This is a genomic window from Aquipuribacter aurantiacus, assembly GCF_051216895.1.
Taxonomy (GTDB): domain Bacteria; phylum Actinomycetota; class Actinomycetes; order Actinomycetales; family JBBAYJ01; genus Aquipuribacter.
On the sequence record NZ_JBPKAO010000007.1, the window covers coordinates 1 to 25,390 of the forward strand.

General features: G+C 75.1%; 24 protein-coding genes and 1 riboswitch. Of the genes, 18 read left to right on the forward strand and 6 right to left on the reverse strand.

The features are described 5' to 3' along the window. Positions 1–180: 180 nt before the first annotated feature. Positions 181–870: an SDR family oxidoreductase gene (locus ACR80Q_RS10785; RefSeq protein ID WP_435377614.1), complete on the reverse strand. Its 690-nt coding sequence runs from the start codon at positions 868–870 to the stop codon at positions 181–183. A gap of 206 nt (positions 871–1,076) precedes the next feature. On the opposite strand from ACR80Q_RS10785, the gene ACR80Q_RS10790 reads away from it, so the two are divergent. Both ACR80Q_RS10790 and ACR80Q_RS10795 read left to right on the forward strand, forming a co-directional pair. Further along, positions 1,077–2,162 carry a WD40/YVTN/BNR-like repeat-containing protein gene (locus ACR80Q_RS10790; protein ID WP_435377615.1) on the forward strand — a complete coding sequence of 362 codons (1,086 nt, stop codon included), beginning with the start codon at positions 1,077–1,079 and terminating at the stop codon, positions 2,160–2,162. A gap of 13 nt (positions 2,163–2,175) precedes the next feature. Then, positions 2,176–2,478: a MoaD/ThiS family protein gene (locus tag ACR80Q_RS10795; RefSeq protein ID WP_435377616.1), complete on the forward strand. Its 303-nt coding sequence runs from the start codon at positions 2,176–2,178 to the stop codon at positions 2,476–2,478. A 35-nt stretch (positions 2,479–2,513) separates the two neighbouring features. Here ACR80Q_RS10795 and ACR80Q_RS10800 read toward each other — a convergent pair whose 3' ends face one another. The 4 genes from ACR80Q_RS10800 to ACR80Q_RS10815 all read right to left on the reverse strand — a co-directional run bounded on the left by ACR80Q_RS10800 (position 2,514) and on the right by ACR80Q_RS10815 (position 8,509). Then, positions 2,514–5,084, reverse strand: a complete 2,571-nt coding sequence (locus ACR80Q_RS10800) for a M14 family zinc carboxypeptidase (protein ID WP_435377617.1) — start codon at positions 5,082–5,084, stop codon at positions 2,514–2,516. A gap of 169 nt (positions 5,085–5,253) precedes the next feature. After that, positions 5,254–6,276: a YeiH family protein gene (locus ACR80Q_RS10805; RefSeq protein ID WP_435377618.1), complete on the reverse strand. Its 1,023-nt coding sequence runs from the start codon at positions 6,274–6,276 to the stop codon at positions 5,254–5,256. After that, positions 6,273–7,289, reverse strand: a complete 1,017-nt coding sequence (locus tag ACR80Q_RS10810) for an alpha/beta hydrolase (protein ID WP_435377619.1) — start codon at positions 7,287–7,289, stop codon at positions 6,273–6,275. Before ACR80Q_RS10810 ends, ACR80Q_RS10805 begins: the two co-directional genes overlap by 4 nt. Before the next feature lie 11 nt (positions 7,290–7,300). Beyond that, complete coding sequence (locus ACR80Q_RS10815) at positions 7,301–8,509, reverse strand: pyrophosphate--fructose-6-phosphate 1-phosphotransferase (protein ID WP_435377620.1); 1,209 nt, start codon at positions 8,507–8,509, stop codon at positions 7,301–7,303. Between the two features lie 176 nt (positions 8,510–8,685). Between ACR80Q_RS10815 and ACR80Q_RS10820 the strand changes: the two genes are divergently transcribed. The 13 genes from ACR80Q_RS10820 (at position 8,686) to metX (ending at position 21,795) form a co-directional block, all read left to right on the forward strand. After that, complete coding sequence (locus ACR80Q_RS10820) at positions 8,686–8,922, forward strand: hypothetical protein (RefSeq protein ID WP_435377621.1); 237 nt, start codon at positions 8,686–8,688, stop codon at positions 8,920–8,922. Further along, positions 8,919–9,383, forward strand: coding sequence for a hypothetical protein (locus ACR80Q_RS10825; RefSeq protein ID WP_435377622.1), 465 nt, complete (start codon positions 8,919–8,921; stop codon positions 9,381–9,383). Before ACR80Q_RS10820 ends, ACR80Q_RS10825 begins: the two co-directional genes overlap by 4 nt. A gap of 51 nt (positions 9,384–9,434) precedes the next feature. After that, entirely contained in the window at positions 9,435–10,190 is a 756-nt protein-coding gene (locus ACR80Q_RS10830) for a matrixin family metalloprotease (protein WP_435377623.1), read from the forward strand. Positions 10,191–10,285: 95 nt separating this feature from the next. Continuing rightward, positions 10,286–11,257, forward strand: a complete 972-nt coding sequence (locus tag ACR80Q_RS10835; protein ID WP_435377624.1) for a proteasome assembly chaperone family protein — start codon at positions 10,286–10,288, stop codon at positions 11,255–11,257. A gap of 2 nt (positions 11,258–11,259) precedes the next feature. After that, complete coding sequence (locus ACR80Q_RS10840) at positions 11,260–11,697, forward strand: pilus assembly protein CpaE (RefSeq protein WP_435377625.1); 438 nt, start codon at positions 11,260–11,262, stop codon at positions 11,695–11,697. An 81-nt stretch (positions 11,698–11,778) separates the two neighbouring features. Next, positions 11,779–13,893 (forward strand): PAS domain S-box protein, encoded by a 2,115-nt coding sequence (locus tag ACR80Q_RS10845; RefSeq protein ID WP_435377626.1) that lies wholly within the window; start codon positions 11,779–11,781, stop codon positions 13,891–13,893. A gap of 128 nt (positions 13,894–14,021) precedes the next feature. Next, entirely contained in the window at positions 14,022–15,773 is a 1,752-nt protein-coding gene (locus tag ACR80Q_RS10850) for a DUF885 domain-containing protein (RefSeq protein WP_435377627.1), read from the forward strand. 101 nt (positions 15,774–15,874) lie between these two features. After that, on the forward strand, positions 15,875–16,207 hold the full coding sequence (locus tag ACR80Q_RS10855) for a YkvA family protein (RefSeq protein WP_435377628.1): 333 nt from the start codon (positions 15,875–15,877) through the stop codon (positions 16,205–16,207). An 82-nt stretch (positions 16,208–16,289) separates the two neighbouring features. After that, positions 16,290–17,579 carry a DUF4192 family protein gene (locus tag ACR80Q_RS10860; RefSeq protein ID WP_435377629.1) on the forward strand — a complete coding sequence of 430 codons (1,290 nt, stop codon included), beginning with the start codon at positions 16,290–16,292 and terminating at the stop codon, positions 17,577–17,579. A 188-nt stretch (positions 17,580–17,767) separates the two neighbouring features. Further along, positions 17,768–18,475, forward strand: a complete 708-nt coding sequence (locus ACR80Q_RS10865; RefSeq protein ID WP_435377630.1) for an RNA polymerase sigma factor — start codon at positions 17,768–17,770, stop codon at positions 18,473–18,475. Then, positions 18,460–19,026, forward strand: a complete 567-nt coding sequence (locus ACR80Q_RS10870) for a hypothetical protein (RefSeq protein WP_435377631.1) — start codon at positions 18,460–18,462, stop codon at positions 19,024–19,026. Before ACR80Q_RS10865 ends, ACR80Q_RS10870 begins: the two co-directional genes overlap by 16 nt. A 141-nt stretch (positions 19,027–19,167) precedes the next feature. After that, a riboswitch (SAM riboswitch) is annotated at positions 19,168–19,280 on the forward strand. A gap of 39 nt (positions 19,281–19,319) precedes the next feature. After that, positions 19,320–20,636, forward strand: a complete 1,317-nt coding sequence (locus ACR80Q_RS10875) for a bifunctional o-acetylhomoserine/o-acetylserine sulfhydrylase (protein WP_435377632.1) — start codon at positions 19,320–19,322, stop codon at positions 20,634–20,636. 61 nt (positions 20,637–20,697) lie between these two features. After that, positions 20,698–21,795 carry a homoserine O-acetyltransferase MetX gene (gene metX, locus ACR80Q_RS10880; protein WP_435377633.1) on the forward strand — a complete coding sequence of 366 codons (1,098 nt, stop codon included), beginning with the start codon at positions 20,698–20,700 and terminating at the stop codon, positions 21,793–21,795. 22 nt (positions 21,796–21,817) lie between these two features. Here metX and ACR80Q_RS10885 read toward each other — a convergent pair whose 3' ends face one another. Beyond that, positions 21,818–22,297, reverse strand: coding sequence for an NUDIX domain-containing protein (locus tag ACR80Q_RS10885; protein ID WP_435377635.1), 480 nt, complete (start codon positions 22,295–22,297; stop codon positions 21,818–21,820). Positions 22,298–22,388: 91 nt separating this feature from the next. On the opposite strand from ACR80Q_RS10885, the gene ACR80Q_RS10890 reads away from it, so the two are divergent. The 3 genes from ACR80Q_RS10890 (at position 22,389) to ACR80Q_RS10900 (ending at position 25,344) form a co-directional block, all read left to right on the forward strand. Further along, positions 22,389–22,772, forward strand: coding sequence for a universal stress protein (locus ACR80Q_RS10890; protein WP_435377636.1), 384 nt, complete (start codon positions 22,389–22,391; stop codon positions 22,770–22,772). Continuing rightward, complete coding sequence (locus ACR80Q_RS10895; protein ID WP_435377794.1) at positions 22,772–23,365, forward strand: HhH-GPD-type base excision DNA repair protein; 594 nt, start codon at positions 22,772–22,774, stop codon at positions 23,363–23,365. Before ACR80Q_RS10890 ends, ACR80Q_RS10895 begins: the two co-directional genes overlap by 1 nt. Positions 23,366–23,733: 368 nt before the next feature. Further along, positions 23,734–25,344, forward strand: a complete 1,611-nt coding sequence (locus ACR80Q_RS10900; RefSeq protein WP_435377637.1) for an RNA polymerase sigma factor — start codon at positions 23,734–23,736, stop codon at positions 25,342–25,344. Positions 25,345–25,390 lie beyond the last annotated feature (46 nt).

Below are 25,390 nucleotides of genomic sequence, written 5' to 3' on the forward strand. Positions count from 1 at the left end.
GCCGCGGGGCAGGGACGGGGGGGTGCCGAGCTCGGGGGAGGGGTGGCTCACGTGCACGCTCCTAGGTGGTGGGACAACGGGTCGATCAGGTCGGTTGGCGTGTCGTCGGGGGCCGCCAGCAGGCAGCCGCGCCGCGTCACGCGAGACCTCGACCGTAGCGTGCCCGAGCCCTCGCCCCGCTCAGACCGGGCCGATCACCTGGTCCACGGCCTCGGCGACCGGGGTCGGACCGCCGACGCACTCCACGACCAGCCTCGACGGCGTGGTCCCGGCCTCCGCCCGGCCGAGCAGCTCCACGACCACCGCGGCGACGTCGTCCCGGGGGACCTGCCCCATCTCGACGGAGCGGGCCAGCTGCACGCGCTCGGTGGCGTCGTCGTCGGTGAGCCCGCCCGGGCGCAGCACGAGCGAGCGCAGCGCGTCCCGCGCCAGCACGTCCTCCTCCGCAGCCAGCTTGGCCCGCAGGTAGGCGAGGAACACGTCGTCGACGCCGTCCGGGGTGGCCCCGTCCCGGACCTGGTCCACGCCCATGCTGGAGATCAGCAGGTACGTCGCGACCCCGGCCAGCTCGGCCGCCTCGGCCAGCAGGACGGCGGCCCCGCGGTCCACGGTGTCCTTGCGGGCCACCCCGCTGCCCGGACCCGCACCGGCGGCGAACACGACCGCGTCCGCCCCGGCGAGGGCCTCGGCGACCTGCGCGGTCCGGGCGGTCTCCAGGTCGATCACGACGGCGCCGGCGCCGTCGGACACCAGGTCCGGCACGTGGTCGGGGTTGCGGACCATGCCCACGACCTCGTGCCCGTCGGCGACCAGACGCCTGGTGCTCAGGCGGGCGATCGCGCCGTGCCCTCCGGCGATGACGACCTTCATGTGAGCTCCTCGTCCTGCGCCCGGCCGGTCCGCGACGTCGCCCCCATCCCACCGCGCCCGGGCGCCCGACGCGACCCGTGGCACCGCGACGGCTCCCGCGACGTCGGCCGGGACCCACCGATGAGTTGGACGTGGTCGCGCCGTCTGCACCGTCGTGGACCGGTCGCTGGAGCAAGGCCGGCGCGACGACGAACGCAGGAGGACCCATGGAGACCGCCGTCCTGGCCATCGGCACCCGCAAGGGCCTGTGGCTGGCCACCAGCGAGGACCGGACGAGCTGGCAGCTGTCACCCCCGCACTTCCTGATGCACGAGATCCCCAGCGTCGCCGTGGACACCCGCGGCGGTCGGACCCGCGTGCTGGTGGGGATGCGCTCGGAGCACTGGGGACCCACCGTCGTGCACTCCGACGACCTGGGGGCGACCTGGAGCGAGCCCGAGCAGGGCGCCATCACCTTCGGCGCGGGCGACGGGGCCGCGCTGGAGCGGGTGTGGCAGATCCAGCCGGACGGCGAGGACCGGCCCGGCGTCGTCTGGGCCGGGTGCGAGCCGATCTCGGTGTGGCGCTCCACCGACCACGGCGAGCACTTCGACCTCGTCCGCGGGCTGTGGGACCACCCGCACCGCGGCGAGTGGGGGGCCGGCTACGGCGGGGCGGCCGCCCACACCGTCCTGCCCAGCCCTGACGACGACACGGTCCACGTCGCGATGAGCACCGGCGGCGTCTACCGCAGCACCGACGCCGGGACGACCTGGCGACCCCGCAACTCCGGCATCTCGGCGTACTTCATGCCCGGGTCGGAGCCGGAGTTCGGCCAGTGCGTGCACAAGGTGGCCCGCGACGCGGAGGACCCGCACCGGCTCTACGCGCAGAACCACCACGGCGTGTACCGCAGCGACGACGACGGTGACACCTGGACGTCGATCGCGGACGGGCTGCCCAGCGACTTCGGGTTCGTCATGCTCGCCCACCCCCGGCGCGGCGGGACCGTCTGGGTCGTCCCCCTGGTGGCCGACGGCGAGCGGGTGCCGCCGCAGGGACGGCTCGCGGTGCACCGCAGCGACGACGGTGGCGCGACCTGGACGGAGCTCGCCGACGGGCTGCCGGACGGTCACTTCAACGCCGTCCTCCGCGACGCCGCCTGCGTGGACGCCGCGGACCCCACCGGGGTCTACCTGGGCACCCGGGCCGGGGACGTGTACGCCTCGGCGGACGAGGGCGGGGCGTTCGTCCGGGTGGCCGACCGGCTGCCGGACGTGCTCAGCCTGCGCGCCGCCGTGGTGTCGCGTTGACGGCGGCTCGCTGATGGGGCCCGAGACCCCCGCCGGGGTGCTGCTGCGGGTGCCGCGCGTCCTGGCGGCCGACCTCGGGGGGCACCGCGAGGTGGTGCTGCCCGTGCCCGGGGACGGCCGGCTGGTGGGTCTGCTCGACCAGCTGGTGGGCCCCCACCCCGCCCTGGCCCGGCGGCTGCGGGACGAGACCGGCACGCTGCGTCGCTTCGTCAACATGTACGTCGACGGGCTCGACGTGCGACGCAGCGACGGCCTGGCCACCCCCGTGGGGGTGGGCCAGACCGTCGAGGTGATCCAGTCGGTGGCCGGGGGCTGAGCCCCGGCCACCGACGGGATCGGTCGAGCAGGTGCTCAGTCGAGCCAGAAGGCGTTCGCGACCTGCTCGAACATGCCCTCCGGGTGCGAGCGGTACATCGGCTCGGTGCCGAACAGGGTGACGTCCGCCCCTCGGGCGGTGCCGCTGACCACGACGGGCTGACCCGCCGCGGCCTCCTGGCCGATCCAGTGCCCGGCGAGGAAGAAGTCCCCGGTGGCCAGGCGCTGGTCGACCCGGACCCCGGCCCCGACGGTGCTGAACCACCGCGGCGAGCTGACGAAGGACTCGGTGATGGCGTCACCGGTGATGGGGGAGGCGGGGTCGTTGACGACGGCCGCGATCCCGTTGGCGTCGCCCCGGCCGGCCGTCGCCGTGACCGGGAGCAGGCCCGCCCGGGTGTTGAAGGTGACCCCGTTGGCCCCTCGACCCACCACGTTGTGCCCCTCGGCCAGCCACGCCTCGAACGCCGCGGCGGCCTCGGGGGTGAACGACAGCGGGTTCAGCGCCGTGGACGACACGTACAGCGCGTCCAGGTCGTCGAACGACACGGTGCCGTCGTTGACGGTGGCCGTGCTGACCACGGTGACCTGGAAGCCCATCCGACGCAGCGCGAAGAGCTCGTCGGCGGGGCCGGAGAAGCCGATCCGCAGCGCGTCGACGGGCTCCGCCGCGGGCAGCTGCCCGGGACGGACGGCCGTGAAGTCGACCCCCAGGTCGGTGGCGACCGCCCGGACCACGGCGTAGTCGGCCCGGACGACGAACTCACCGCTCGGGGTGCGCGAGACCGCGACCCCCTCGGCCTGGAGCCGGTTGACCGCCTGGACGCCGGCGATGCTGTCGACGTCCAGCACGTACGCCGGGCGGCGGCCGGTGGGCGCGCTGCCGGTGGGGGCGGCCTCGGTGGCCTCACGCAGCTGCCGCTCCGGGAGGTCGCCGTCCTGGACCGTCACCACGTCGGCACCCCACAGGGAAGCCAGGCTCCACGCGGAGATGTCGTACATCGTCGGGTAGAAGGTCGTGACGTCGGTGCCGACGTCGAGGATGACGTTGGCCATGCCGCGCTTGGCCTGGTGCATGTCCACCACGTAGGAACCGGCGGCGTACCGGGTGCCGTCGATGGTCACCGGCGCGATGGTCCGGTCGACCTGCACGTCGTTGTCGAGCAGGAACTCCACGACGCGGGCGGTGGCGGTCTCGCTGCGCTGGGCGTCGCCCGCGGGCAGCACGTAGGCGCGGGGGTAGTCCTTGTCGAGGGTGTCGATGTTGGTCCCGAGCGCCAGCTCGATGGCCAGCGGGTCGTCGATCGGGCGGGACGACTCACCGGCGGCCCCACGGCGGAACAGCTCGATCTGGTCCGCGAGCAGGGTCGACTTGTTCTCGGTGGCCCAGGCCAGGTTGGCCTGCATCGTGTCGTGGGCGATGTTGGTGTTGATCCGGGTCCGGTTCCAGCGCTCGTCCTGCGTCAGGTTCCCGCGGGGGTTCAGCGGGAACTCGATGGTGTGCCCGATCGCGCCGTGGAACATGGCGTACATCGGGGTGAAGATCGGCGGCCAGTCGTCCCAGCCGGTGGCCCGGTCCCGGAACGGGATGCTCACCTGGGTGTACTCGCCGTAGTACGGCGCCAGGTCGGCCGCGTTCTCCGCCACGACCTGGGCCTCCATCGCCAGCGCGTTGCGCAGGGCGTTGCGGATGTAGAGGTCGTACTCGTAGTTCTCCCCGTGCGGGCCCGTGGTGGGCTCGATCAGGGTCCGGCCGACGTAGCCGTGCAGGTCGATCATGGTCAGCGGGTCGTAGCGGATGAGCTGGTCCCGCATGACCTGGACCTCGGGCTGGGACTGGGTGATGAAGTCCCGGTTCATGTCGAAGCTGTTGGCGTTGGCGCGGGTGGCGTTGACCCGGCCGTCCGGGTTCATCGACACCACGACGGCGACGACGTTGCGGTCCAGCAGGTCGTCGGTCGTCGCGTCCTCGCCGAACGCCAGCTCGTCCAACAGCCGGAACGCCGCGTCGGTGCCCTCCCACTCGTTGCCGTGGATGTTGTTGTTGATGAAGAGCGGGGACTTCCAGTCGTCGTACTCCCCGGCCTCCAGCGCGGCGGCCGCGGCGACGGGGTCGGAGGTGCGCAGGTCGGACAGGCGCTGCCACTCGGCCCACTCCGCGTCCGTCATGGGGTTGGTGACGACCACCATGTGCAGGTCGCGGCCCTGGACGGACTGGCCGATGATCTCCACGCTGATGCGGGGGCTGGCCTGCAGCGCCCGCAACCGCGGCGCGAACTCGTGGTACGGGATGAGGTTGAGGGGGATGGACGCGTCGGCGGGGTTGACCGGGACGTCGACGATGACGTCGTTGCGGGGCTTGCCGGCCAGCTGGCCGACGGACTGGGCCGCGCTGACCGAGGCGATGCCGCTGCGGGCCGAGGCGGCACCGGCGGAACGCCCGGCGGAGCGCTCCGCCGCGACGGCGGCCCCCGGGACCGCGCTGCGGTCCTCGGTGACGCGGGTGGGGGACTCCTCGGGTTCGGCGGGGGCCGCGTTGGCGGCGGGGACGAGCGATAGCGCGAGTGCGGACGCGACAGCGGCCGGCACCCAACGTCGACGGTTCATCGGGACCTTTCCGGAGCGGAGCCCGGTGGCGACGGCGCCACCGGGGCGAGGGGCGGGGGTCGCCGTCACTATGGTCCGAACGGGTGACGCCCGACAAGGGTCGGCGACCGTCCGGTCGGGAATTGACACGCCCGAAACACGACGACGCGCAGGCCGGACGGGCCCACAGTCAGGCCAGGCCGACGAGGACCAGCACCGCGAGGGCAGCCGCCGCCACGCAGAACCACACGGCCGCGGCCAGGACCACGGGCGCCCAGCCGGCACGCGTCACGTCCCGCAGCCGGGTCGAGCAGCCGACCGCCGCCAGCGCCCAGGTGATGAGCACGTCGACCGCCAGGGCGACGGCCTGCGCGACGGCGTCCGGCACCACGCCGGTGGCTGCGACCACCACGGCCAGCACGAAGAGCAGCAGGAACGGCGGCACCAGCCGACGCCCCGCGCCGGAGCCCTGGTTGAGCCGGGCGAGCACCAGGGTCACCGGCACCAGGGCCAGCACCCGGGTCAGCTTGACGACCACCGCGACGGCGAGGGCGCTGCCGCCCCAGCCGCCGGCGAGCGCGACCACGGCGCTGGTGTCGTTGACCGAGCTGCCCACCCAGGCCCCGAACCCCTCGTCGGACAACCCGAGCCCCCGCGCCGCGACGGGCAGGGTGAGGATGGCGACCAGGTTCATCAGGACCACCACCGACAGCGCGTAGGACACGTCGGCCGGGCGCGCCCGCAGGACGCCGGCCGTCGCGGCGATCGCCGACGCGCCGCAGATCCCGGTGCCGGCCGAGACGAGCGTCCGCAGGTCCCGACCGACCCCCAGCGCGCGGCCCAGCAGGGACCCGACCAGGAACGCGGTGGCCACGGCCGCGACCACCACCGGCAGGGCGCGCGGCCCGACCTCGAGCAGGCTGCTCACGGGCACGGTCAGGCCGAGCAGGACGATGCCGGCCTGCAGCAGCCGGCCGGACGCCCAGGCCAGCCCGGGACCGGCCCGCGGCCCCGGGGCACGGACCGCGGTCAGGACGAGGCCCAGCACCAGCGCGAGGACGGCCGACCCCGGCGAACCGGTCGCGGGGCCCAGCAACCGGTCAAGCCCCGTGGCCAGGGCAGCCACGACGAGGGCGAGCAGCAGCCCGGGCAGCACCCGCCCGACGCCGCCCGGCTGCGGCGCACGGAGCGACGGCTCGGCCGGTCCGTTCACGCGCCGGGGACGACGGCAGGCAGGTCGCCCCGCAGGGCCGTCGCGACCTCGGCGAGAGCGTGCCGGGTGCGGACCCGGTCCACCCCGGCCACCGCGAGGAACCCGTGCACCGCGCCCGGGTAGTCGCTCAGGCGCACCGGCACGCCGGCCGCCCGCAGGGCCTCGGCGAACCGGGTGCCGTCGTCACGGAGCGGGTCGTGCTCGGCCGTCAGCACCGTGGTGGGCGGCAGGCCGACCAGGGAGGGGGCGTGCAGCGGGCTCAGCCACGGATGACGCGTGTCGACCCCGGTCCCCGCGGTGTACAGCTGCAGGAAGCGCTCCATGTCCGCCCGCGTCAGGATCGGCGCGTCGGCGTTGGCGGCGACCGACGGCGAGGACAGCGTGGCGTCCACCGCGGGGTAGACCAGGGCCTGGTGCACCACGACCGGGTCGCCCGCGACCGGTTCGTCGCGCAGCCGGGCCGCGGTGACCGCCGCGAGGTTGGCCCCGGCGCTGTCGCCGACCAGTGCGAGCCGGTCGACGCGCACCCGGGCCTGCGCCCCGACGTGCTCCGGGTGGGCCGCCACCCAGCGGACCGCCTCCAGGCAGTCGTGCACCGCGGCCGGGTACGGGTGCTCGGGAGCGAGGCGGTAGTCCACCGACACCACCACCGCGGGGACCGCCCGGGCCAGGGCCGCGACCCACCAGGGCGTGTCGTCGACCCCGCCGAGCACCCAGCCGCCGCCGTGCAGGTGCACGACGACCGGCAGGACCGTCCCGGGGGCGACGCGAGGCGTGTGCACGACCAGGGCGACCCCGGACGCGGTGCGGGCCCGGCTCCGGCGGACGTCGGCCGCGGGACGGCCCAGCACCCAGCCGGAGACGGTGCCGAGCGCAGGGTGGGGCACCCGGTCCCGCGAGGCCACCACCTGCTGGGCCTCGACGCCGCTGATGCCGACGGCGCCGAGGCGTCGGCCCACGGCCGACACCAGCCGGACCGCCGCGGACGGCGGCAGCGAGGTGTCGGACGTCACCGCCGTCCTGCTCAGTCCTGGCCGAGGTCGGCCAGCAGGCCCGTGAACCAGTCCGTGGAGGTGTCGAACGCCTTGCCGCCGGCGATCCGGTCGAACTCGATCGCCCGCAGCCGGCCGTCGGCGCCCTCGTCGTGGCCGACGACACCGCCCTCGCGGCGCAGCGCGCACTCCACGGCCAGGTCGGTGCAGGACTTGATCAGGCGCAGGTCGTCGGCGTTGGCCGCGGCCGAGCGCGAGAAGTAGCCGGACTTCTGGACCATGGTCTTCTCGGCCCCGATCCCGGCGGCGAACTGCTTGGCGAACCAGGCCCCCGGGTTGATCGTGTCGATCTTGACGTGGCCGAACGGGTCGCGGCCGACCTCCTCGCCCGCCTTCTCCAGCTCGGCCACGATGGTCTGCACGCCGGCGCCCTCGGACACGAACACGTTGACGCAGCCGGTCTCGTCCATGACGGTGCGCAGGCGCGCGGACTCGGCGGCGACGTCGAACTCGCGCTCCGGCAGGTACACCCCGTGGACGTCCCAGCGCCGGGGGTCGTTGCCGATGCCCGGCACGTACTCCTGCTGCGCGACCCAGCGGTGGTGCGCCAGCGCGGTCGCGGCCGTGAGCCAGCCGCAGCCGCGGCCCATCACCTCGTGGACGACGAGCATCCGCGGGTTGGAGGAGTGCTCGGCGATGATGTTGCGGGCGAAGAGCGCCCCCTGCTCGGCCGCGGTCCAGGCCCCCAGCGACTGCCGGATCGGGATGACGTCGTTGTCGACCGTCTTGGGCAGGCCCACGACGGTGAGCTCGTAGTCGTTGCGGGCCAGGAACGCGGCCAGGTCGGCGGCCGTGGTGTTGGTGTCGTCGCCGCCGATGGTGTGCAGCACGTCGACCCCGTCGGCCGTGAGCTGGTCCGCGGCGACCTTGAGGGCGTCCTGGCCCTCGGTGATCAGGCCCCGCTCGACGAGGTTGGCCGCGTTGGTCAGCTTGACGCGGCTGTTGCCCAGCGGGCTGCCGCCGAAGCGGTGCAGCAGGTGGGCGTCGCGGCGGACCTCCTCGGTCACCGTGACCGAGCGGCCGGACAGCAGACCGGCGTACCCGTCCAGGTAGCCGATGATCTCGATGTCGGGGGCGATCTCGGTGTACCGCTCGATGAGGCCGCCGACGGCCGAGGACAGGCAGGGCGCGAGGCCTCCGGCCGTGAGCATCGCGACCTTGCGGACGGGGCGGTCGGACATGCGTTCCTCCTGCGGGGCGTGGCGCAACGGGGCGGTGCGGACGTCGCGGGCCACCCTAATGTCCGCGCCGGAGCTGTCCCGGCCATGATCGACGGGCGAGCGACGCCGGGCAGGCGCAGAGTGGTCCGCGACGTCCGGCCCGGGCGTCGACCACCGAGCCAGCAGGGGAGCCACCCATGTCCGAGAGCACCGACGTCCGAGGGTCCGGGACCACCAACATCGCCGACTTCGGCCGCGAGATGTGGTCGTTCCTCACCGGCAAGGGCGCCGTCATCGACTACACCTTCGTCGACATGACCATCGAGGTCCCCCGCGAGACCGGCCCGGACTCCCCCCGCGCCACCTGGAAGGTCGACGGGACCGTCCGCATCACCACCACCGACCGCGACGCGGCCGGCGCCATCGGGTCATGAACGGGGCCGGGGGAGCCCGGCTCGTCGTCGACGCGGACCTGACCGTCCAGGTGAGGGACCCCCGGGGCCGCACCGCGACCGTGGTGGTGGACGACCACGGGGGCGCGGTGCGCGTACGGGTCGCCGGGCCCGCCGACCTGCCCGTCCTCCTCGGATCGCTGCCGCGGCCCGGGGCGGGCGGTCGCGGGGCGGCCCAGGCCCTGCACGCCCTGCGCCCCGGCGCGGGGCCCGGCGGGTTGCGCTGGGACCAGGACGTGGAGGTCCTCCTGGGGCGGCGGCTGCTGCTGCGCCGACGGGACGGCCGGTGGCGGCCGACCCCGACCGCCGTCGTGCCGGTCGCCCTCGCCGCCACCTCGGCGCTGGTCGCGACGGGGGTCGCGGTGTCGGTCGTCGTGCTGCTCGTGCGCCGGGTCCTGGGGGCCCTGGCGCGACGTCGTCCCGGTGGTGGTGCGACCGGGTGACACCGCGGCGCCGGCCTCCGGGCCGGGCGTCGTCGCGCCGATGCTGCCCGGGTGACGGCGACGGCGACCACCTCGTCGCGCCTGCTGGTGGCGCTGCTCACGGTCCTGCTCTGCTCGGGCGGGGCGCTCGGGGTGCTGCTCGTCGACCAGGCCGGTGGACCGACGGCCTCCGGGGGGCAGCCGCTGGCGACGCCCCCGCAGGTGCCCGACCCCGGCGGCTACACGTTCCTCGCCACCACGGCCGACGGCGACCCGGTCCGCTGGGACCCGTGCCGCCCCGTGCAGGTGGTCGTCCGCCCCGACGGCGAGCCACCCGGTGGGCGCGAGGCGGTCGTCGCGGCCCTGGCGGACGTCGGGACCGCCAGCGGGCTGGTGCTGCAGGTGGAGGGCGAGACGGACGAGGCGCCGTCGGTCGACCGACCGGGCGCGGACGTCGCCCGCTACGGGGACCGGTGGTCGCCCGTGCTGCTGGCCTGGAGCGACGGCTCGGAGCACCCCCCGCTGGCCGGTGCCCTCGGGGTGGCCGGACCCGTCGCGAGCGCGCCCGGCCCCGGTGCGGGGGCCACGTCCAGCTGGGTGAGCGGCACGGTCGTCCTGGACGCCACCTGGTTCGGCGACAACCTGGCCCACGCCACGGGCGCCCGGCGCGCGGCGGCGGTCCTGCGCCACGAGGTGGCCCACCTGGTGGGCCTGGGCCACAGCCAGGACCCCTTCTCCCTGATGTCGCCGGCCTACCAGTCCGTCTTCGAGCCGTCCCTGTCCGACCGGGCCGGGCTGGCGCGGCTCGGAGGCGGGCCCTGCTCCTGACGGCTCGGGGGATCATCCGGGGACGACGTAGCGTTGGCACCCACGGGCGGCCCCTGACGGGCCCGTCCGACCCGCCCACGAACCCGGAGGACCCCGTGCACCGTCCCGACAGCGACCCGCTCGTCCGGTTCGTCGACGACGTCGACGTGCCCGACGGCCTGGTCCTGGCCCACCACCTGACGGGGTTCTCCGACGCCGGCTCCGCGGCCAGCAGCGCGGTGACCGCGCTGCTCACCGACCACCACCGGGTCGACGTGGCCCACCTCGACGCGGACGTGCTGGTCGACCACCGCAGCCGGCGCCCGACGATGCACTTCGACACCGACCGCTGGGTGTCCTACGAGGCGCCCCACATCACGGTGTCGCTGCTGCGCCGCCACGACGACCCGGGCCAGGCGCTGCTGCTGCTGCACGGCCTGGAGCCCGACGTGCGCTGGGAGGCGTTCACCCGGGCCGTCATCGGGCTGGTGGAGCAGCTCGGGGTCCGCCTCGTGGTGGGTCTGAACGCCATCCCCATGGGCGTGCCGCACACCCGACCGGCCGGTGTCATCACCCACGGCACCAGCGCGGAGCTCGTCCGCGGGCGGCGCGCGTGGATCGGGCAGGTGCGGGTCCCCGGCAGCATCGGCAACCTGCTGGAGCTGCGGCTGGGCGAGGCCGGGCTCGACGCCGTCGCGTTCACCGTCAACGTGCCCCACTACGTGGCCTCCTCGGAGTACCCGGACGCCGCCGCCGTCCTGCTCGAGCACCTGTCCGGCGTCAGCGGGGTGCCGATCGACGTGGACGGGCTCAGGGTCCGCGCGGTGCAGACCCGCGGCGAGATCGACGCCGAGGTGGCCAAGAGCCCCGAGGTCGCCGCCGTCGTGCAGGCCCTGGAGGAGCAGTACGACAACCTGGCCGAGACCGCGGCCACCGACCTGCGCAACGACCTGCCTGACGCCGACGAGCTGGGGGCCGAGCTCGAGCGGTTCCTGGCCCAGAACGACCGCGAGACCGGGGCCGGCGACGCGGGTGGGTCCGGTACCGGCGGGCCCGGAACGGGTGGACCCGGCGGCAACGGCCTGTGAGCGTGCGGGCGCTCGACGCGGCGGAGGTGCTGCCGGTGGCGGCGGGCCGTGCGCTGCGCGAGGCGGGCCTGGGGTGGCGCCCCACCGCCGGGGACCGTTTCGTCCTGGCCGACCGCGACATGGACGCCGAGGTGTTCGTCGTGTCGGACATGGTGGCCGACGTCCACGACTTCCCGTCGGGGCCCGTCATCGGGTTCAACGGCACGGTCGAGTGGGCCCTGGACAGCGTCGGCACCGAGCAGGCCGTCTGGCTGCCCGCGGAGGACCAGCTCCGCCGCCTGCTTCAGGGCACGTTCCGCCGGCTGGAGCGGACGCAGGACTCGTGGGCCGTCACGGTCCACCTCCCCGGGGACCCCGCCGAGACCGTCGCGGTGGCCGGCACGGCCGCAGAGGCCTACGCCGACGCGCTGCTGCAGCTGCTCCGCCGTGCGCTGACCTGAGGCGGGCGGTCCGGGGCGGCTCACCCGGTTGCGCCGCGGCCCCACCTCAAGGGCGACCGCCCGGGCGCCGACCAGGTAGGGGTGACTGACCCCGTCGTGCCGATGGTCCGCCCCCGCCGCACGGCCACGGCCACGCTCCTGACCCCCGACCCGACCCCGACCGCCGGCGGTCCCGGGGTCGCCGCCATGGTCGCCGCGCTCGGGCAGGGGGTCCTGCTGCACGACAGCGTCGGCCGGCTGACCCACGTCGACGAGACCGCGGCCGCCGTCCTGGGCGTGGCGGCCGACCGTCTCCTCGGGCGGACCTGGCACGACCCGTCCTGGTCCGCGGTGCGGGAGGACGGCCGTCCGCTGGCCGGGCACGAGCACCCCGTCATGCAGGTGCTGGCCGACGGCCGGACCCGCCACGGGGACCTGGTCGGGATCGGCACCGGCGACGGTGTCCGCTGGTTGCGCTTCGACGTCGCGCTGCTGGAGCAGCAGGACGGCCCCGCGGTGGTGGGCGCCCTCGTCGGCGACGTCACCCGCGACGTGCACTCCGGCTTCGCCCTGGCCGTGGAGACGCTCCGGTCGCGTCGGCTGCTGTCGCCGGAGCGCGACGTGCTGCTGCGCGTGTCCCGCTGGGGCCGGGTCGTGGGCGCCGGTCCGGCCGTCGAGGACGTCCTCGGCCGGACCGTCGACGAGGCCGTCGGCTGCTCGGTGGTCGAGTTCGTGTCCCCGGCCGACCGTCCCGCGGTCAAGGCACGCCTGGAGTCCCTGGCCTTCGACGAGACCGCCGTGATGCGCGTCCGGGTCCGACGCCGCGGTGGCGAGCGGCGCTGGACCCGCCTGGGCATGCGCTGGATCGACCCGGACATGTCCGAGGCGCACGTCGTCCTCGCCGACGAGCACGACGCCGTGGTGGCCTCCGACGACGCGGACGAGCTCCGGGCCCGGCTCCGGACGGTCAGCCTGCTGTCCCAGGACACCGTGGCCCTGCACGGCGCCGACGGCACGTACACCTGGGTCTCCGCGCGCGCGACGCAGGACCTGGGCTGGGAGCCGGAGGACCTGCTCGGTCGACCGCTGCACTCCCTGGTCCACCCGGACGACCAGGGCCGGGTGGACGGCGCGCACTCCGTGGCCGCGTCCGGGGACACCGTGGCCGTCCGGTACCGCTTCCGCGGCGCCGACGACGTCCACCGGGTCGTGGAGACCTCGCTGTCCGGCACCCTGGACCCCGCCACCGGCCGGCTGGTGGAGCTGCGCTCGGCCACCCGGCCCGCCGAGGAGCTGCAGCGCAGCGAGCAGCGTCTCGACGTCGCCGAGGCGCTGCTGCGCCGCTGCATCGAGCAGTCTCCCGTCGGGCTCGCCGTGCTCGGCCCCGACGGGTCCTGGCGCACCGTCAACGACGCCCTGCTGCGCGCCGTCGGTCACGCCCGCGGGTCGTTGCTGCGCCGCCGGCACGACGACCTGCTGGTGGGCGGCACCCGGCCCGACGCCGTCGACGGCCTGGCCGCCGTCGCGGCCGGCCGTCGAGACGTCTGGCAGGGCCGGGCCGAGTACGCCGGCGCCGACGGTGCGCCGGTGCCCGTGCGGCTGTCCGCGTCGTCGGTCCGGACCGCCGAGCAGGAGCTGGTCAGCCTCGTGCTGCACGTGGCGCCCGAGTCCGGCAGCACCCCGGCGGTCCCGCGCACGGCGGCCGGCGACACCGACGACCTGACCGGCATGTCACCGTCGGAGCTGGCCGTCGACCGGCTCGTGAACGCCCTGGAACGCTCCACCCGGACGGGACGCTCCGTCGGGGTGGTGTGGATCGTGCTCGACGGGTTGGACGACGTCGTCGCGCAGCACGGCCAGGCCGCGGGCGACTCGGTGCTGGTGGAGGTGTCCTCGCGGCTGCGGAGCACGCTCCGGCTCGGCGACACGCTGGCCCGGGTCGGTGGCGACGCGTTCGTCGGGGTGTTCGAGGACGTCCACGAGCTCGAGATCTCCCGCGTCGCCGCGCGCACCGCCGGCTGCGTCGAGGTCCAGGCGCCCGGCACGCCCCGTGGTCGGGTGACCGCCAGCGTCGGCTCCGCCGCCCGGCCCTGCTCCGGCACCGAGGACCCCGCGCAGGTGGCGGAGGACCTCGTCGCCGCGGCCGACGCCGCGGCGCGCCAGGTGCGCCTGCGGGGCGGGGCGGGCTGGCACCACAGCAAGCGCACGTTCCGCTGACCGCCGCCCCCGGCGCACGCACGGCGCCCCCCGCCGCACCCTGCCGCACCACGTCGGCCGGCAGCGCCATGACCTGAGCCAGCTGCGGTGGTGAGGCACCCGGCGGCGGCGTGCTTGCATGGCCTCCCGTGAGCACAGACGACACCGCCGAGGCCCGAGACGTCCGCGCAGTCCGTCGGGTCGCCGACGACTACGTGCGCGCCTGCACCGTCCTCAACCCCGTGCTGGCCACGCAGCTGGGCACGGACCCGCTGGCCGACGGGCTGCCGGACCTCACCCCGGACGGCGCCGACACCCTCGCGGCGCTGCAGCGGAGCACCCTGGCGGACCTGCGGGGGCTGGAGGCCCACGACGGGGTCGGCCCCTCGGACGCCGAGCGACGGTGCGCGACGCTGCTGCGTGAACGGCTCGGGGCCGACCTCGCCGCCCACGACACCGGGGAGCACCTGCGGTCGCTGAGCAACCTGTTCAGCCCGGTGCAGTCCGTCCGCGCCGCGCTGCTGGTCATGCCCACCGGCACGCAGGACGCGGTGGCGGCCGCGGTACGACGCGTCGCGCGGGTGGGGCAGGCCTACGACGAGTACGCCGCCACCCTGCGCGAGGGCCTGCGTCGGGGTCTGCTGGGAGGACCGGCCCAGGTCGGCGCCGTCCTCGGCCAGCTGGACGACTGGGCCGCCGTCGGGGACGGGCGCGGCTGGTTCGCCGAGCACCTGTCGGGCCTGCTCGGGGAGCTGGGCGACGCCCCGGCCGGTCTGCGGGCCGACGTGGAGGCCGCCGGGGCCTCCGCGGCGGACGGGGTCCGACGGCTGCGGGTCGTGCTGGCGCAGGAGTACCTGCCCGCGGTCGCCGACGCCCCGGACGCGGTCGGCCGCGAGCGCTACCTGGTCGGCGCGCGCCGCTGGACCGGCTCCGACATCGACCCCGTCGAGGCCTACGACTGGGGCTGGCGCGAGCTGGCCGGCATCCACGCGGAGATGGTCGAGGTCGCCGCCCAGGTGCTCCCGGGGTCGACGCCGGCCGAGGCGATGGCCCACCTCGACCGGCACGGCGAGGCCGTGACCGGCGTCGAGGCCGTCCGCGAGCGGCTGCAGCAGATCATGGACGCCGCGATGGACGAGCTCCACGGGACGCACTTCGACATCGCCGAGCCCATCCGGGTCGTCGAGGCCAGGATCGCGCCGCCCGGCTCCGCCGCCGCGCCGTACTACACGCGCCCCAGCCTGGACCTGGTCCGGCCGGGCCGGACCTGGCTGCCGACGCTCGGCCGGGAACGGTTCCCGATGTGGGACCTGGTGTCCACCTGGTACCACGAGGGCGTGCCCGGGCACCACATGCAGCTGGCCCAGTGGGCGCTCCTGTCCGACGAGCTGTCGATGTTCCAGACCAGCACCGGGTCGGTGTCGGCGGCCACCGAGGGCTGGGCGCTGTACGCGGAGCGGTTGATGACCGAGCTGGGTCACCTCGACGACCCGGGCCACCGGATGGGGTACCTCAACGCGCAGGCGCTGCGCGCGGTGCGGGTCGTCATCGACATCGGGATGCACCTGGGCCTGACCGTCCCCGACCACCAGCACGGGCTGCCGGTGTTCGCCCCCGGCCGGCGCTGGACCCCGGACCTGGCCGCCCGGTTCCTGGCCGAGCGGACCGGTCTGGACGAGGCGTTCCGGTCCTCGGAGATCGTCCGCTACCTGGGGATGCCCGGGCAGGCGATCAGCTACAAGCTGGGGGAGCGGGCGTGGCTGGCCGGACGAGAGGCCGCCCGGGCCCGGGCGGCGGCGCAGGGCCGGGACCTCGACCTGAAGCGGTGGCACATGGCGGCCCTCAGCACCGGCGCGCTCGGGCTGGACGACCTGGCCCGGGAGCTGGCCGACCTGGGTTGAGGTCCTCGACGGCGGGGAACCTCGGGGCGGTCGGAACGGCGACGGTCGGCGTACCGTTGTGCTTCTCGAGGAACGGGAGGACGAGGATGAGACCAGGACGCGTGGCAGCCCTGCGGGTGCTGCTGGAGGTGTTCCGCGGTGGAGGCCCCTACGGCCTCGCCCAACGGCTGGGTGCGCTCCCACGGCTCGTGCTCACCGCTGCCCGCGGGGCCTACCGCGACTGGGACCGCCGACGGGCGCTCGGGGTCGTGGCCGGGATGCTCTACGTCCTGTCCCCGGTCGACCTCGTGCCGGAGGCGCTGCTCGGCGTCTTCGGCCTGGCCGACGACGCCCTCGTGGCCGCCTGGCTCGCGGGCGCGGTCCTGTCCGAGGTCGACCACTTCCTGGACTGGGAGAAGGCCCGGGACCGGGTCGTGCAGGGGTCCGTCGCCTGAGCGGTCGTCCACAGCCCTGAGGGTTCGTCCACAGCCCGAGGTCGCCGGGTCGCCGGGGGGCTGGCGGGGCCAGCCTCGGGGGATGGACCCGCGAGCGACCCCGACGCCCACCGCCTCCCACCCCCCGCCCGACATCCGGCTGCGCGACCCGGCCGGGGCGGTCGCGGCCGTGCCCTACCTGCTCGGCTTCACCCCGCAGCGGTCGTTGGTGGTGATCGGGGTCGCCGACGACCGCTCCGTGGGGGCGTCGCTGCGCTGCGACTACGAGCCGGGCGGCCCGCCGGCCACCACCGGGCTCCTCTGGGAGCACCTGCAACGGGTGCTGCTGCGCAACGGCTGCAGCACGTCGCTGCTGCTGGTCTACACCGCGCAGGACCCCGACGACCTGCCGACCGGGTGGGCCGACGCGCTCCTCGGGGCCGCCCTGCCGGTCCGTGGGGCCGGTGACCCGGCCGACAGCCACCCGGACGACGGAGACCCGGCGGACGGCGACCCGGACGACGAGGAGGTCGTCGACGGAGCACCGGGACGGCTCGGGGTGCTCGACGTGCTCGTCGTGGGTCCCTCGCGGTTCCGGTCGGTGCTGTGCGAGGACCGGGCCTGCTGCCCGCCGCAGGGGACGCCCGTCACCGAGGCGCGCCACCACCCCGTCGCGGCCGGCTTCGTGCTGGCCGGTCGCAACCCCGCGACGGACCGGGACTCCGTCGCCCCCGAGGGCACCGTGACCCAGGCCGAGCGGGCCCGGGCGCTGGCCGCAGCGCGGTCGGTCGCCCCCACGCCCGCATCGACGCCCGCATCGACGCCCGCCCCCACGCCCGCACCGACCGGTGTCACCGACGCCGTGTCGGACCGGTTGCTCGCCCGGTGGGTCGACTGCCTGCCCGAGGGGCCGGACCCCGAGCTCGCAGGCACCCTGGCCGCGGCGTGGTGGGTCAGCCCCGCGCTGCGGGACGCCTGCCTGGCCGTCCTGCTGCCCGGGGGGTCGCTGCGCCCGGCCGGGCCGGCCCCGGTCGCGCCGACGTCCTCCGCGGCCCTCGCGGCGCGGCGGGACAGGGCGGGGGCGCGTCTGCACGAGGTGCTGACCGACCCCGCCTGCGCCCGGGCCACCCGGGTGGGCTCACCGGTGCTGCGTCGCATGGCCGCGCTCACCTCCGGGCCCGAGCGGGCGACGGTGCTGGCCGCGCACGCCTGGCTCTGCTGGGCGGCGGGCGAGGGGACCGCGGCCGGGGTGCTGGCGGAACGGGCGCTGCTGGGCGGGGACGACGAGCCCCTGGCCGCGCTGGTCCTGCGGTGCCTCGACCACGGCCTCGGGGCGCCGTGGACGTCCTCGGCCCGGGGCAGGGCGGCCGGGCCGCCGCGTCGGTGGTCATGATGCTGCGGCGGGTATCAACCGCCGGCCATGACCGCTCCTGCGGTCATGGCTGGAGGCTGGTGGTGGTGATCGGGGAGCGGGTACGGTCCGTCCGCACCCGTCCTACGTCGGCAGCCTGTCCAGCGACGGAGCCGCCGAGCACCCAGCGCGTACCCGACGAGACCCGTCGGCGTCCGTCAGGAGGTCCGATGGTCAGCAACCGCACCGTCCCCCCTGCGGGTACGGCCGGTACCGCGGCCGTGCCGGGGGCGCGGGACGCCACGGCGCGACGCCCCGGTGACGCGCTACCGGACCTGGCCGTGGTGCCGGCGCCACCCGGGCCCAGGCGGCACGAGCTCGCGGACCGCTCCGCGGCGCTGTTCCGTGCCTGGTGCGACGGGGACAACCGCGCCAGCGCCGAGCTGGTCACCCTGCTGACCCCCACCCTGTGGCACACCGCCCGGGCCTACCGGGTCGACCACGCCACCGCCGAGGACGTCGTGCAGAACGCCTGGATGGCGCTGGCGCGTCGGCGGGACCAGGTCCGGGACCCGCAGGCGGTCCTGGCCTGGCTGCTGGTGACCGTGCGCCGGGACGCGGCCCGCACGGCCGCGGGCGCGCGGGTCGCCGTCGCCGACCCCGAGCCGCTCCTGGCGGTCAGCCCCGACCCGTCCCCCGGTCCCGCGGCCACGGTCATCGACGACGACCGGGCCCGGCGGCTGTGGTCGGCGGTCGGGAGGCTGTCGGAGCGCTGCCAGCGGCTGCTGCGCGTGGTGGCCTTCTCCGACCGGCCCGACTACGCGTCGCTGTCGGTCGACCTGGGCATGCCCATGGGCAGCATCGGCCCCACCCGGGGCCGGTGCCTCAAGAAGCTGCGGGAGCACCTGGGCGAGGAGTCGCAGTGGACGACGACGTGAACCGCGCCGATGGCCGGCCGGACCGGGCGGGGGACGCCGGGGACCGCGTCGCCGAGCAGCGCGGCGGGGAGCACGAGCCGGCCGCGGCGTCGTCGTTGGCGGCCGAGCTGCGCCAGATGTGGCAGCAGCTGGACCCGGTGCCGTCGGGGCTGTCGGAGCGGGTGGTCTTCTCGCTGGAGGTGGAGGCGTTCACCGGCATCGACCTCGACCTGGAGCTCGAGCTGATGCGACTGCAGCAGACCCAGTCCACCGGGGTCGGCGCCCGCGGCGACGACGAGGTGCGCACCGTCACCTTCGGCAGCGAGTCGATGACCGTCATGCTCGCCATCAGCGACGTCGAGGGCGGGCACCGGATCGACGGCTGGGTCGCGCCCGGCGGCCGGCGGGGGATCGAGGTCCGCACCGCCGCCGGGGCCAGCCGGGAGGAGTGCGACGAGACGGGACGGTTCGCGCTCGCCTTCGTGCCCCCGGGGCACTTCCAGCTCGTCCTGGTCGGCGACGACCCGGGCGACGCGCAGCGCGCGGTCGTCACCCCCGCGCTGACCCTGTGACCCCGGCCGTCCCGGCCCTCGCGGTCGGCCCGCTCGTCGCGGTCGGCCCGCTCGAGGCCACGCACGCGGCGGGTGACCCGTCCGGGTTCCGTCATCCGGACGCCTGGCGGCCTGCCGACCCCGTGTCGTAGGCTCCGCGCAGGTCATGAGCACCAGCGTCAAGCCCCGGCTCGCTGGTCGGCAACCCTCCTCCGCGGTGGGGTGCCCCGGGTGAGGACCTGGCCGTCACCGATCGGTGACGGCAAGCGCGGGCCCGCTCGGCGGGCCCCGGTGACCACGGAGGTCCACCCCTGATGAACGACGCCTGGTCCTTCGAGACCCGTCAGATCCACGCCGGCCAGCAGCCCGACCCCACCACGGGAGCCCGGGCGCTGCCGATCTACGCCACCACCTCCTACGCCTTCACCAGCACGGAGCACGCGGAGAACCTCTTCGCGCTCAAGGAGTTCGGGAACATCTACACCCGGATCATGAACCCGACGCAGGACGCCGTCGAGCAGCGCATCGCCAGCCTCGAGGGCGGGGTCGGAGCGCTCCTGCTGGCCAGCGGCCAGGCCGCCGAGACCGTCGCGCTGCTCAACGTCGCGGAGGCGGGCGACCACATCGTGTCCAGCCCCCGCCTCTACGGCGGCACGTACAACCTGCTCCACTACACGTTCCCCAAGCTGGGCATCCAGGTGTCGTTCGTGGAGGACCCCGACGACCTGGACAGCTGGCGCGCCGCGGTACGGCCGAACACCAAGGCGTTCTTCGGCGAGACGATCTCCAACCCGTACCAGGACGTCCTCGACATCGAGGGGGTCGCGACCGTCGCGCACGAGGCGGGTGTCCCGCTGGTCGTGGACAACACGGTCGCCACGCCCTACCTGATCCGGCCCCTGGAGTGGGGCGCGGACGTCGTCGTGCACTCGGCGACCAAGTTCCTCGGCGGGCACGGCACCGCGGTGGCGGGCGCCATCGTCGACGGCGGCCGCTTCGACTACACCACCCAGCCCGAGCGGTTCCCGGGCTTCAACACCCCGGACCCCAGCTACAACGGCCTGGTCTACGGCCGTGACCTGGGCGTCGGCAGCCCGCTCGGCGCCAACCTGTCCTACGTCCTCAAGGCGCGGGTCCAGCTGCTGCGTGACATGGGCTCCGCCGTCAGCCCGTTCAACGCGTTCCTCGTCGCCCAGGGCATCGAGACGCTGAGCCTGCGCATGGAGCGGCACGTCGACAACGCCCGTGCCGTCGCCGCCTGGTTGCAGGACCGCGACGAGGTGCAGCGCGTGGCCTACGCGAGCCTGCCCGGCAGCCCGTGGTTCGACCGGGCGCAGAAGTACGCCCCGCGTGGTTCCGGGTCGGTGCTCGCCTTCGAGATCGCCGGGGGGGTCGAGGCCGGGCGTCGTTTCGTCGAGGCGCTCGAGCTGCACAGCCACGTCGCCAACATCGGCGACGTGCGCAGCCTGGTCATCCACCCCGCGTCGACCACGCACAGCCAGCTGAGCGAGGCGGAGCAGGCGGCCAGCGGGGTCACGCCCGGACTGGTCCGGCTGTCGGTCGGGCTGGAGCACCTCGACGACATCCTCGCGGACCTCGAGGCGGGCTTCCGGGCGGCCAAGGGCGCCTGAGGTGAGGTCATGGCGGGACGGAGACCCCCTCGGCGGGCGCACGGTCGTCGGGGTCGGGGCGGTGGGCACGGAGTCCGGGACGGTGCTGCCTGACGTCCGGGTGTCCTACGAGAGCTGGGGCACCCCGCGGACCGGGCCGGACGGGACGGTCGAGAACGCGGTGCTCGTGCTGCACGCACTCACCGGCGACTCCCACGTCGTCGGACCGGCCGGGCCCGCCCACCCCTCGCCCGGCTGGTGGGGCGGTGTCGTCGGCGACGGCCTGGCGCTGGACACCCGGCGCTGGTTCGTCGTGGCCCCCAACGTCCTGGGCGGCTGCCAGGGCACGACCGGCCCCGGCAGCCTGGCCCCGGACGGCCGGGCCTGGGGGAGCCGGTTCCCGCGCATCAGCATCCGCGACCAGGTCGCGGTGGAGGCCCTGCTGGCCGACCGGCTCGGCGTCCGGCGCTGGGCCATGGTCACCGGCGGGTCCATGGGGGGGATGCGCGCGCTGGAGTGGGCCGTGGGCCACCCCGGGCGGGTCGCCTCCGTCGCGGTGCTCGCCAGCACGGCGGTGGCCAGCGGGGACCAGATCGCGTGGTGCGCGCCCCAGGTCGCCGCCATCACCTCCGACCCCGGCTGGCACGGCGGTGACTACTACGACCGACCGGGCCCCGGACCGGTCGACGGGCTGGGGGTGGCACGCCGCATCGCCCACGTGACCTACCGCTCGCGGTGGGAGATGGACACCCGCTTCGGTCGCGACCCGCAGCCGGGCGAGGACCCGGACCTCGACGGTCGCTACGCCGTCGAGTCCTACCTGGACCACCAGGCCGGCAAGCTGGCCGGCCGCTTCGACGCCGGTTCGTACGTCACGCTGACCCGGTCGATGAACTCCCACGACGTCGGTCGAGGCCGCGGCGGCACCGCCGCGGCCCTGGCGACGGTGAGCGCCCGCACCACCGTCGTCGCCGTCGACTCCGACCGGCTGTACCCGCCGGAGCAGCAGGAGCAGGTCGTCGAGCACGTCCCCGACGCCCGGCTGGAGCTGGTCAGGTCCCGGTACGGCCACGACGGGTTCCTCGTGGAGACGGAGGCCGTGGCCGCGGTCCTGGCCCGGACCCTGGCCGGGGCGGACCACGACCTCAGGCCACGCGACGACGACCGCTGCCGGGCGTAGGGGCGGACGCCTCGGCGCCGCCTCAGCCCGCGGCGGCGCTGCGGACGTGCTCGGACAGCCGCTGCCAGTCCCGCGCCAGCCCGTGGTGCAGCGGCAGGTCGGGGACGAGCGTCACGGGCACCCAGCTGAGGTCGGCGGTCTCGTGGTTGGCGGCGTGCACCCGCGCGTCCTCACCCGCCCGCGCCAGGACGTAGTCGTAGCGCCAGTCGTCGTGGTCGGTGCCGGTCAGCGTCGCCCACACCTGCACGTGCCCGGCGGAGACGCCGACCTCCTCGTTGGCCTCCCGCAGGGCTGCGGCGACGGGGTCCTCGTGGGAGTCCCGGGCGCCCCCCGGCACCGCCCAGGTACCGCCGTCGTGGACCCACGAGGCTCGGTGCTGCAGCAGCACCTCGGCCCCGTCCGCGCCGTCGCGGTAGAGCACCAGGCCCGCCGCGCCGTTCAGCCCCCAGTGTCGCGAGCCGCACCGGCAGCTCACCCACCCGTCCCCGTCACGGCTCGCCACCGTCCCAGCGTACGAGGCCCGGCGGGGACCGTTACGGTGGCACCGGTAGAACCCGTCCGACGAGGGACGGGACCGTCGACCAGGAGGTGCCATGGCCGTCGTGGTGGGCTATCTGCCCAGCCGTGAGGGACGAGCGGCGCTCGCCCACGGGGTGGACGCGGCGGTCCGTCGGAACGTCCGCCTGGTGGTGGTCAGCAGCAAGGAGGACACCGCCGAGGCGGTGGAGGCCGACCTGGCCTCCTTCACCGAGCAGCTGCACGAGCACGGTCTGAGCTACGAGGTGCGGCACCTGCCGCGCAGCAGCGACCCGGCCGACGACCTGCTCGCGGTGGCCGACGAGGTCGAGGCCCACGTCATCGTGATCGGCCTGCGCCGTCGTTCGCCCGTCGGCAAGCTCATCCTCGGCAGCAACGCCCAGCGGATCCTGCTCGACGCGACCTGCCCCGTGCTGGCGGTCAAGGGCGACGGCGGCTGATCGTGGCGGGGCTGCGGCTGACCGGCGACGACCGGGCCGACCACCTGCTGGGCTCCGACCCGTTCGCCCTGCTCGTCGGGATGCTGCTCGACCAGCAGATCCGGATGGAGACCGCGTTCGCGGGCCCGCGGCGGCTCCTGGACCGGATGCCCGGCGCCCCGGAGCGGCTCGACCCGGTCCAGGTCGCGCAGATGGACCCCGAGGAGCTGGGCGCCGCCATGGCGGGTCCCCCCGCCGTGCACCGCTACCACGCCAGCATGGCGCGGCGCCTGCAGGACCTGGCCCGGGCCGTGAGGGACGAGTACGACGGCGACGCCGCCGCGCTGTGGGACACGACCGACGGGGCCGAGCTCCTGCGCCGGGTCAAGGCCCTGCCCGGCTTCGGCGAGCAGAAGGCGCGCATCTTCGTCGCGCTGCTGGGCAAGCAGCTGGCGGTCCGGCCCGAGGGCTGGCGCGAGGCGGCGGGGGAGTACGGCGAGGACGGCGTGCACCGCTCGGTCGCCGACGTCGTGGACGACGACACGCTGAACCAGGTCCGGGACTTCAAGCAGGCTCGCAAGGCCGCGGCCAAGGCCGCCTCCGCGTCCACCTGACGACGGCCCTGCACGGCCCTGCACGCCGTCCCGGCCGGGCCCTCCGCGGGCCCCCGGACGGCGACGAGGCGCGACCCTCCGGCCTGCCGGCGGCCCGGCCGGACCCGCCTCCCGGCGGAACAGGTGACGCCGTCGCGGCGTTGCCGCAGTGGTAGCAGGAGTGAGTGCGCCGTGGGCCACACGCACGGCGACGTGTCGGGCCGGAGGCCACGATGGCACTACAATGGTACTACAATGGTACTCGCTGGTCGTCGCGTTGACGGACGACGCCAGTCCCCCTGACCGTAGTCGACGAAGGGCTGTGCGTGTCGTCGGAGCACGAACCTCGTACCTTGCAAGACATCCTCTCCCACCCCGCTCTCACGCGGATGCGTGAGCGCATCGGGAGCGGTGCCCCGGTCTCGGCGGTCGACCTCCGTCAGGTGGTCACCGAGGCGGACGTCCCCTCCGGCCGGATGAAGGCCGTCATGGCCGACCTCGTGGGTGCCGGACTGGACATGGGCTCCATCGGACTGCCCCAGACCACGGCGCGACGCACCGTGGCGGCCGCCCGGACGCGCACGCCGGCGGCCACGGCCACGATCGACGACGGGAGCGTGATGACGATGACGACGACGACCAGCAAGACGACGCCCAAGAAGGCGACCGGCGCAGCGGTGGCCACGCCTGAGGCCAGCGAGGCCGCGGCGGAGCCCAAGAAGACGGTCAAGAAGGCCGCGGCCAAGAAGACGGCCGCAAAGCCGGCCGCCAAGGCTGCGGCCAAGCCGGCTGCGAAGAAGACCGCCAAGAAGACCGCCACCAAGGCCACCAGGGCGAGCACCGCCGCGACCGACGCCGACGACGTCGAGCCCGACCTCACCGAGGTCGTGGACGTCGTCGTGGACCCGGTCGCCGAGGTCGCTGCGGTCGCCGCCGTGCCCACCCCGGTCGTGGCCGACGACGAGGACGACGACGACGAGGACGCCAAGCCGGCGGCCCCCGTCACCCGGGGCAAGGGCGCCTCGGAGTCGTTCGTCCTCACCAACAAGGACGACGACGACCCGGCCCCCACCGTCGTGCAGGCCGGCGCGACGGCCGACCCGGTCAAGGACTACCTCAAGCAGATCGGCAAGGTCGCCCTGCTGAACGCCGAGCAGGAGGTCGAGCTGGCCAAGCGCATCGAGGCCGGCCTGTTCGCCGAGGAGCGGATGAGCGCCGAGGGCGACTCGATCGACCCCAAGGCCAAGCGCGAGCTGTGGTGGATCTCCGAGGACGGCCGCCGGGCCAAGAACCACCTCCTCGAGGCCAACCTGCGTCTGGTCGTCAGCCTGGCCAAGCGGTACACCGGGCGCGGCATGCTGTTCCTGGACCTGATCCAGGAGGGCAACCTGGGCCTGATCCGTGCGGTCGAGAAGTTCGACTACACCAAGGGCTACAAGTTCTCGACCTACGCGACGTGGTGGATCCGCCAGGCCATCACCCGCGCCATGGCCGACCAGGCCCGCACCATCCGCATCCCCGTCCACATGGTCGAGGTCATCAACAAGCTGGCCCGCGTGCAGCGCCAGATGCTCCAGGACCTGGGCCGCGAGCCCACCCCGGAGGAGCTGGCGGTCGAGCTCGACATGACGCCCGAGAAGGTCGTCGAGGTCCAGAAGTACGGTCGCGAGCCCATCTCGCTGCACACCCCCCTGGGGGAGGACGGCGACAGCGAGTTCGGCGACTTGATCGAGGACTCCGAGGCCGTCGTCCCCGCCGACGCGGTCAGCTTCACGCTGCTGCAGGAGCAGCTGCACTCGGTGCTGGACACCCTGAGCGAGCGTGAGGCCGGCGTCGTCAGCATGCGGTTCGGCCTCACCGACGGCCAGCCCAAGACGCTGGACGAGATCGGCAAGGTCTACGGGGTCACGCGCGAGCGGATCCGTCAGATCGAGTCCAAGACGATGTCGAAGCTGCGGCACCCGAGCCGTTCGCAGGTCCTGCGCGACTACCTGGACTGAGATCGACCGGCACCACCAGCAGGCCCGTCACCGACCCGGTGGCGGG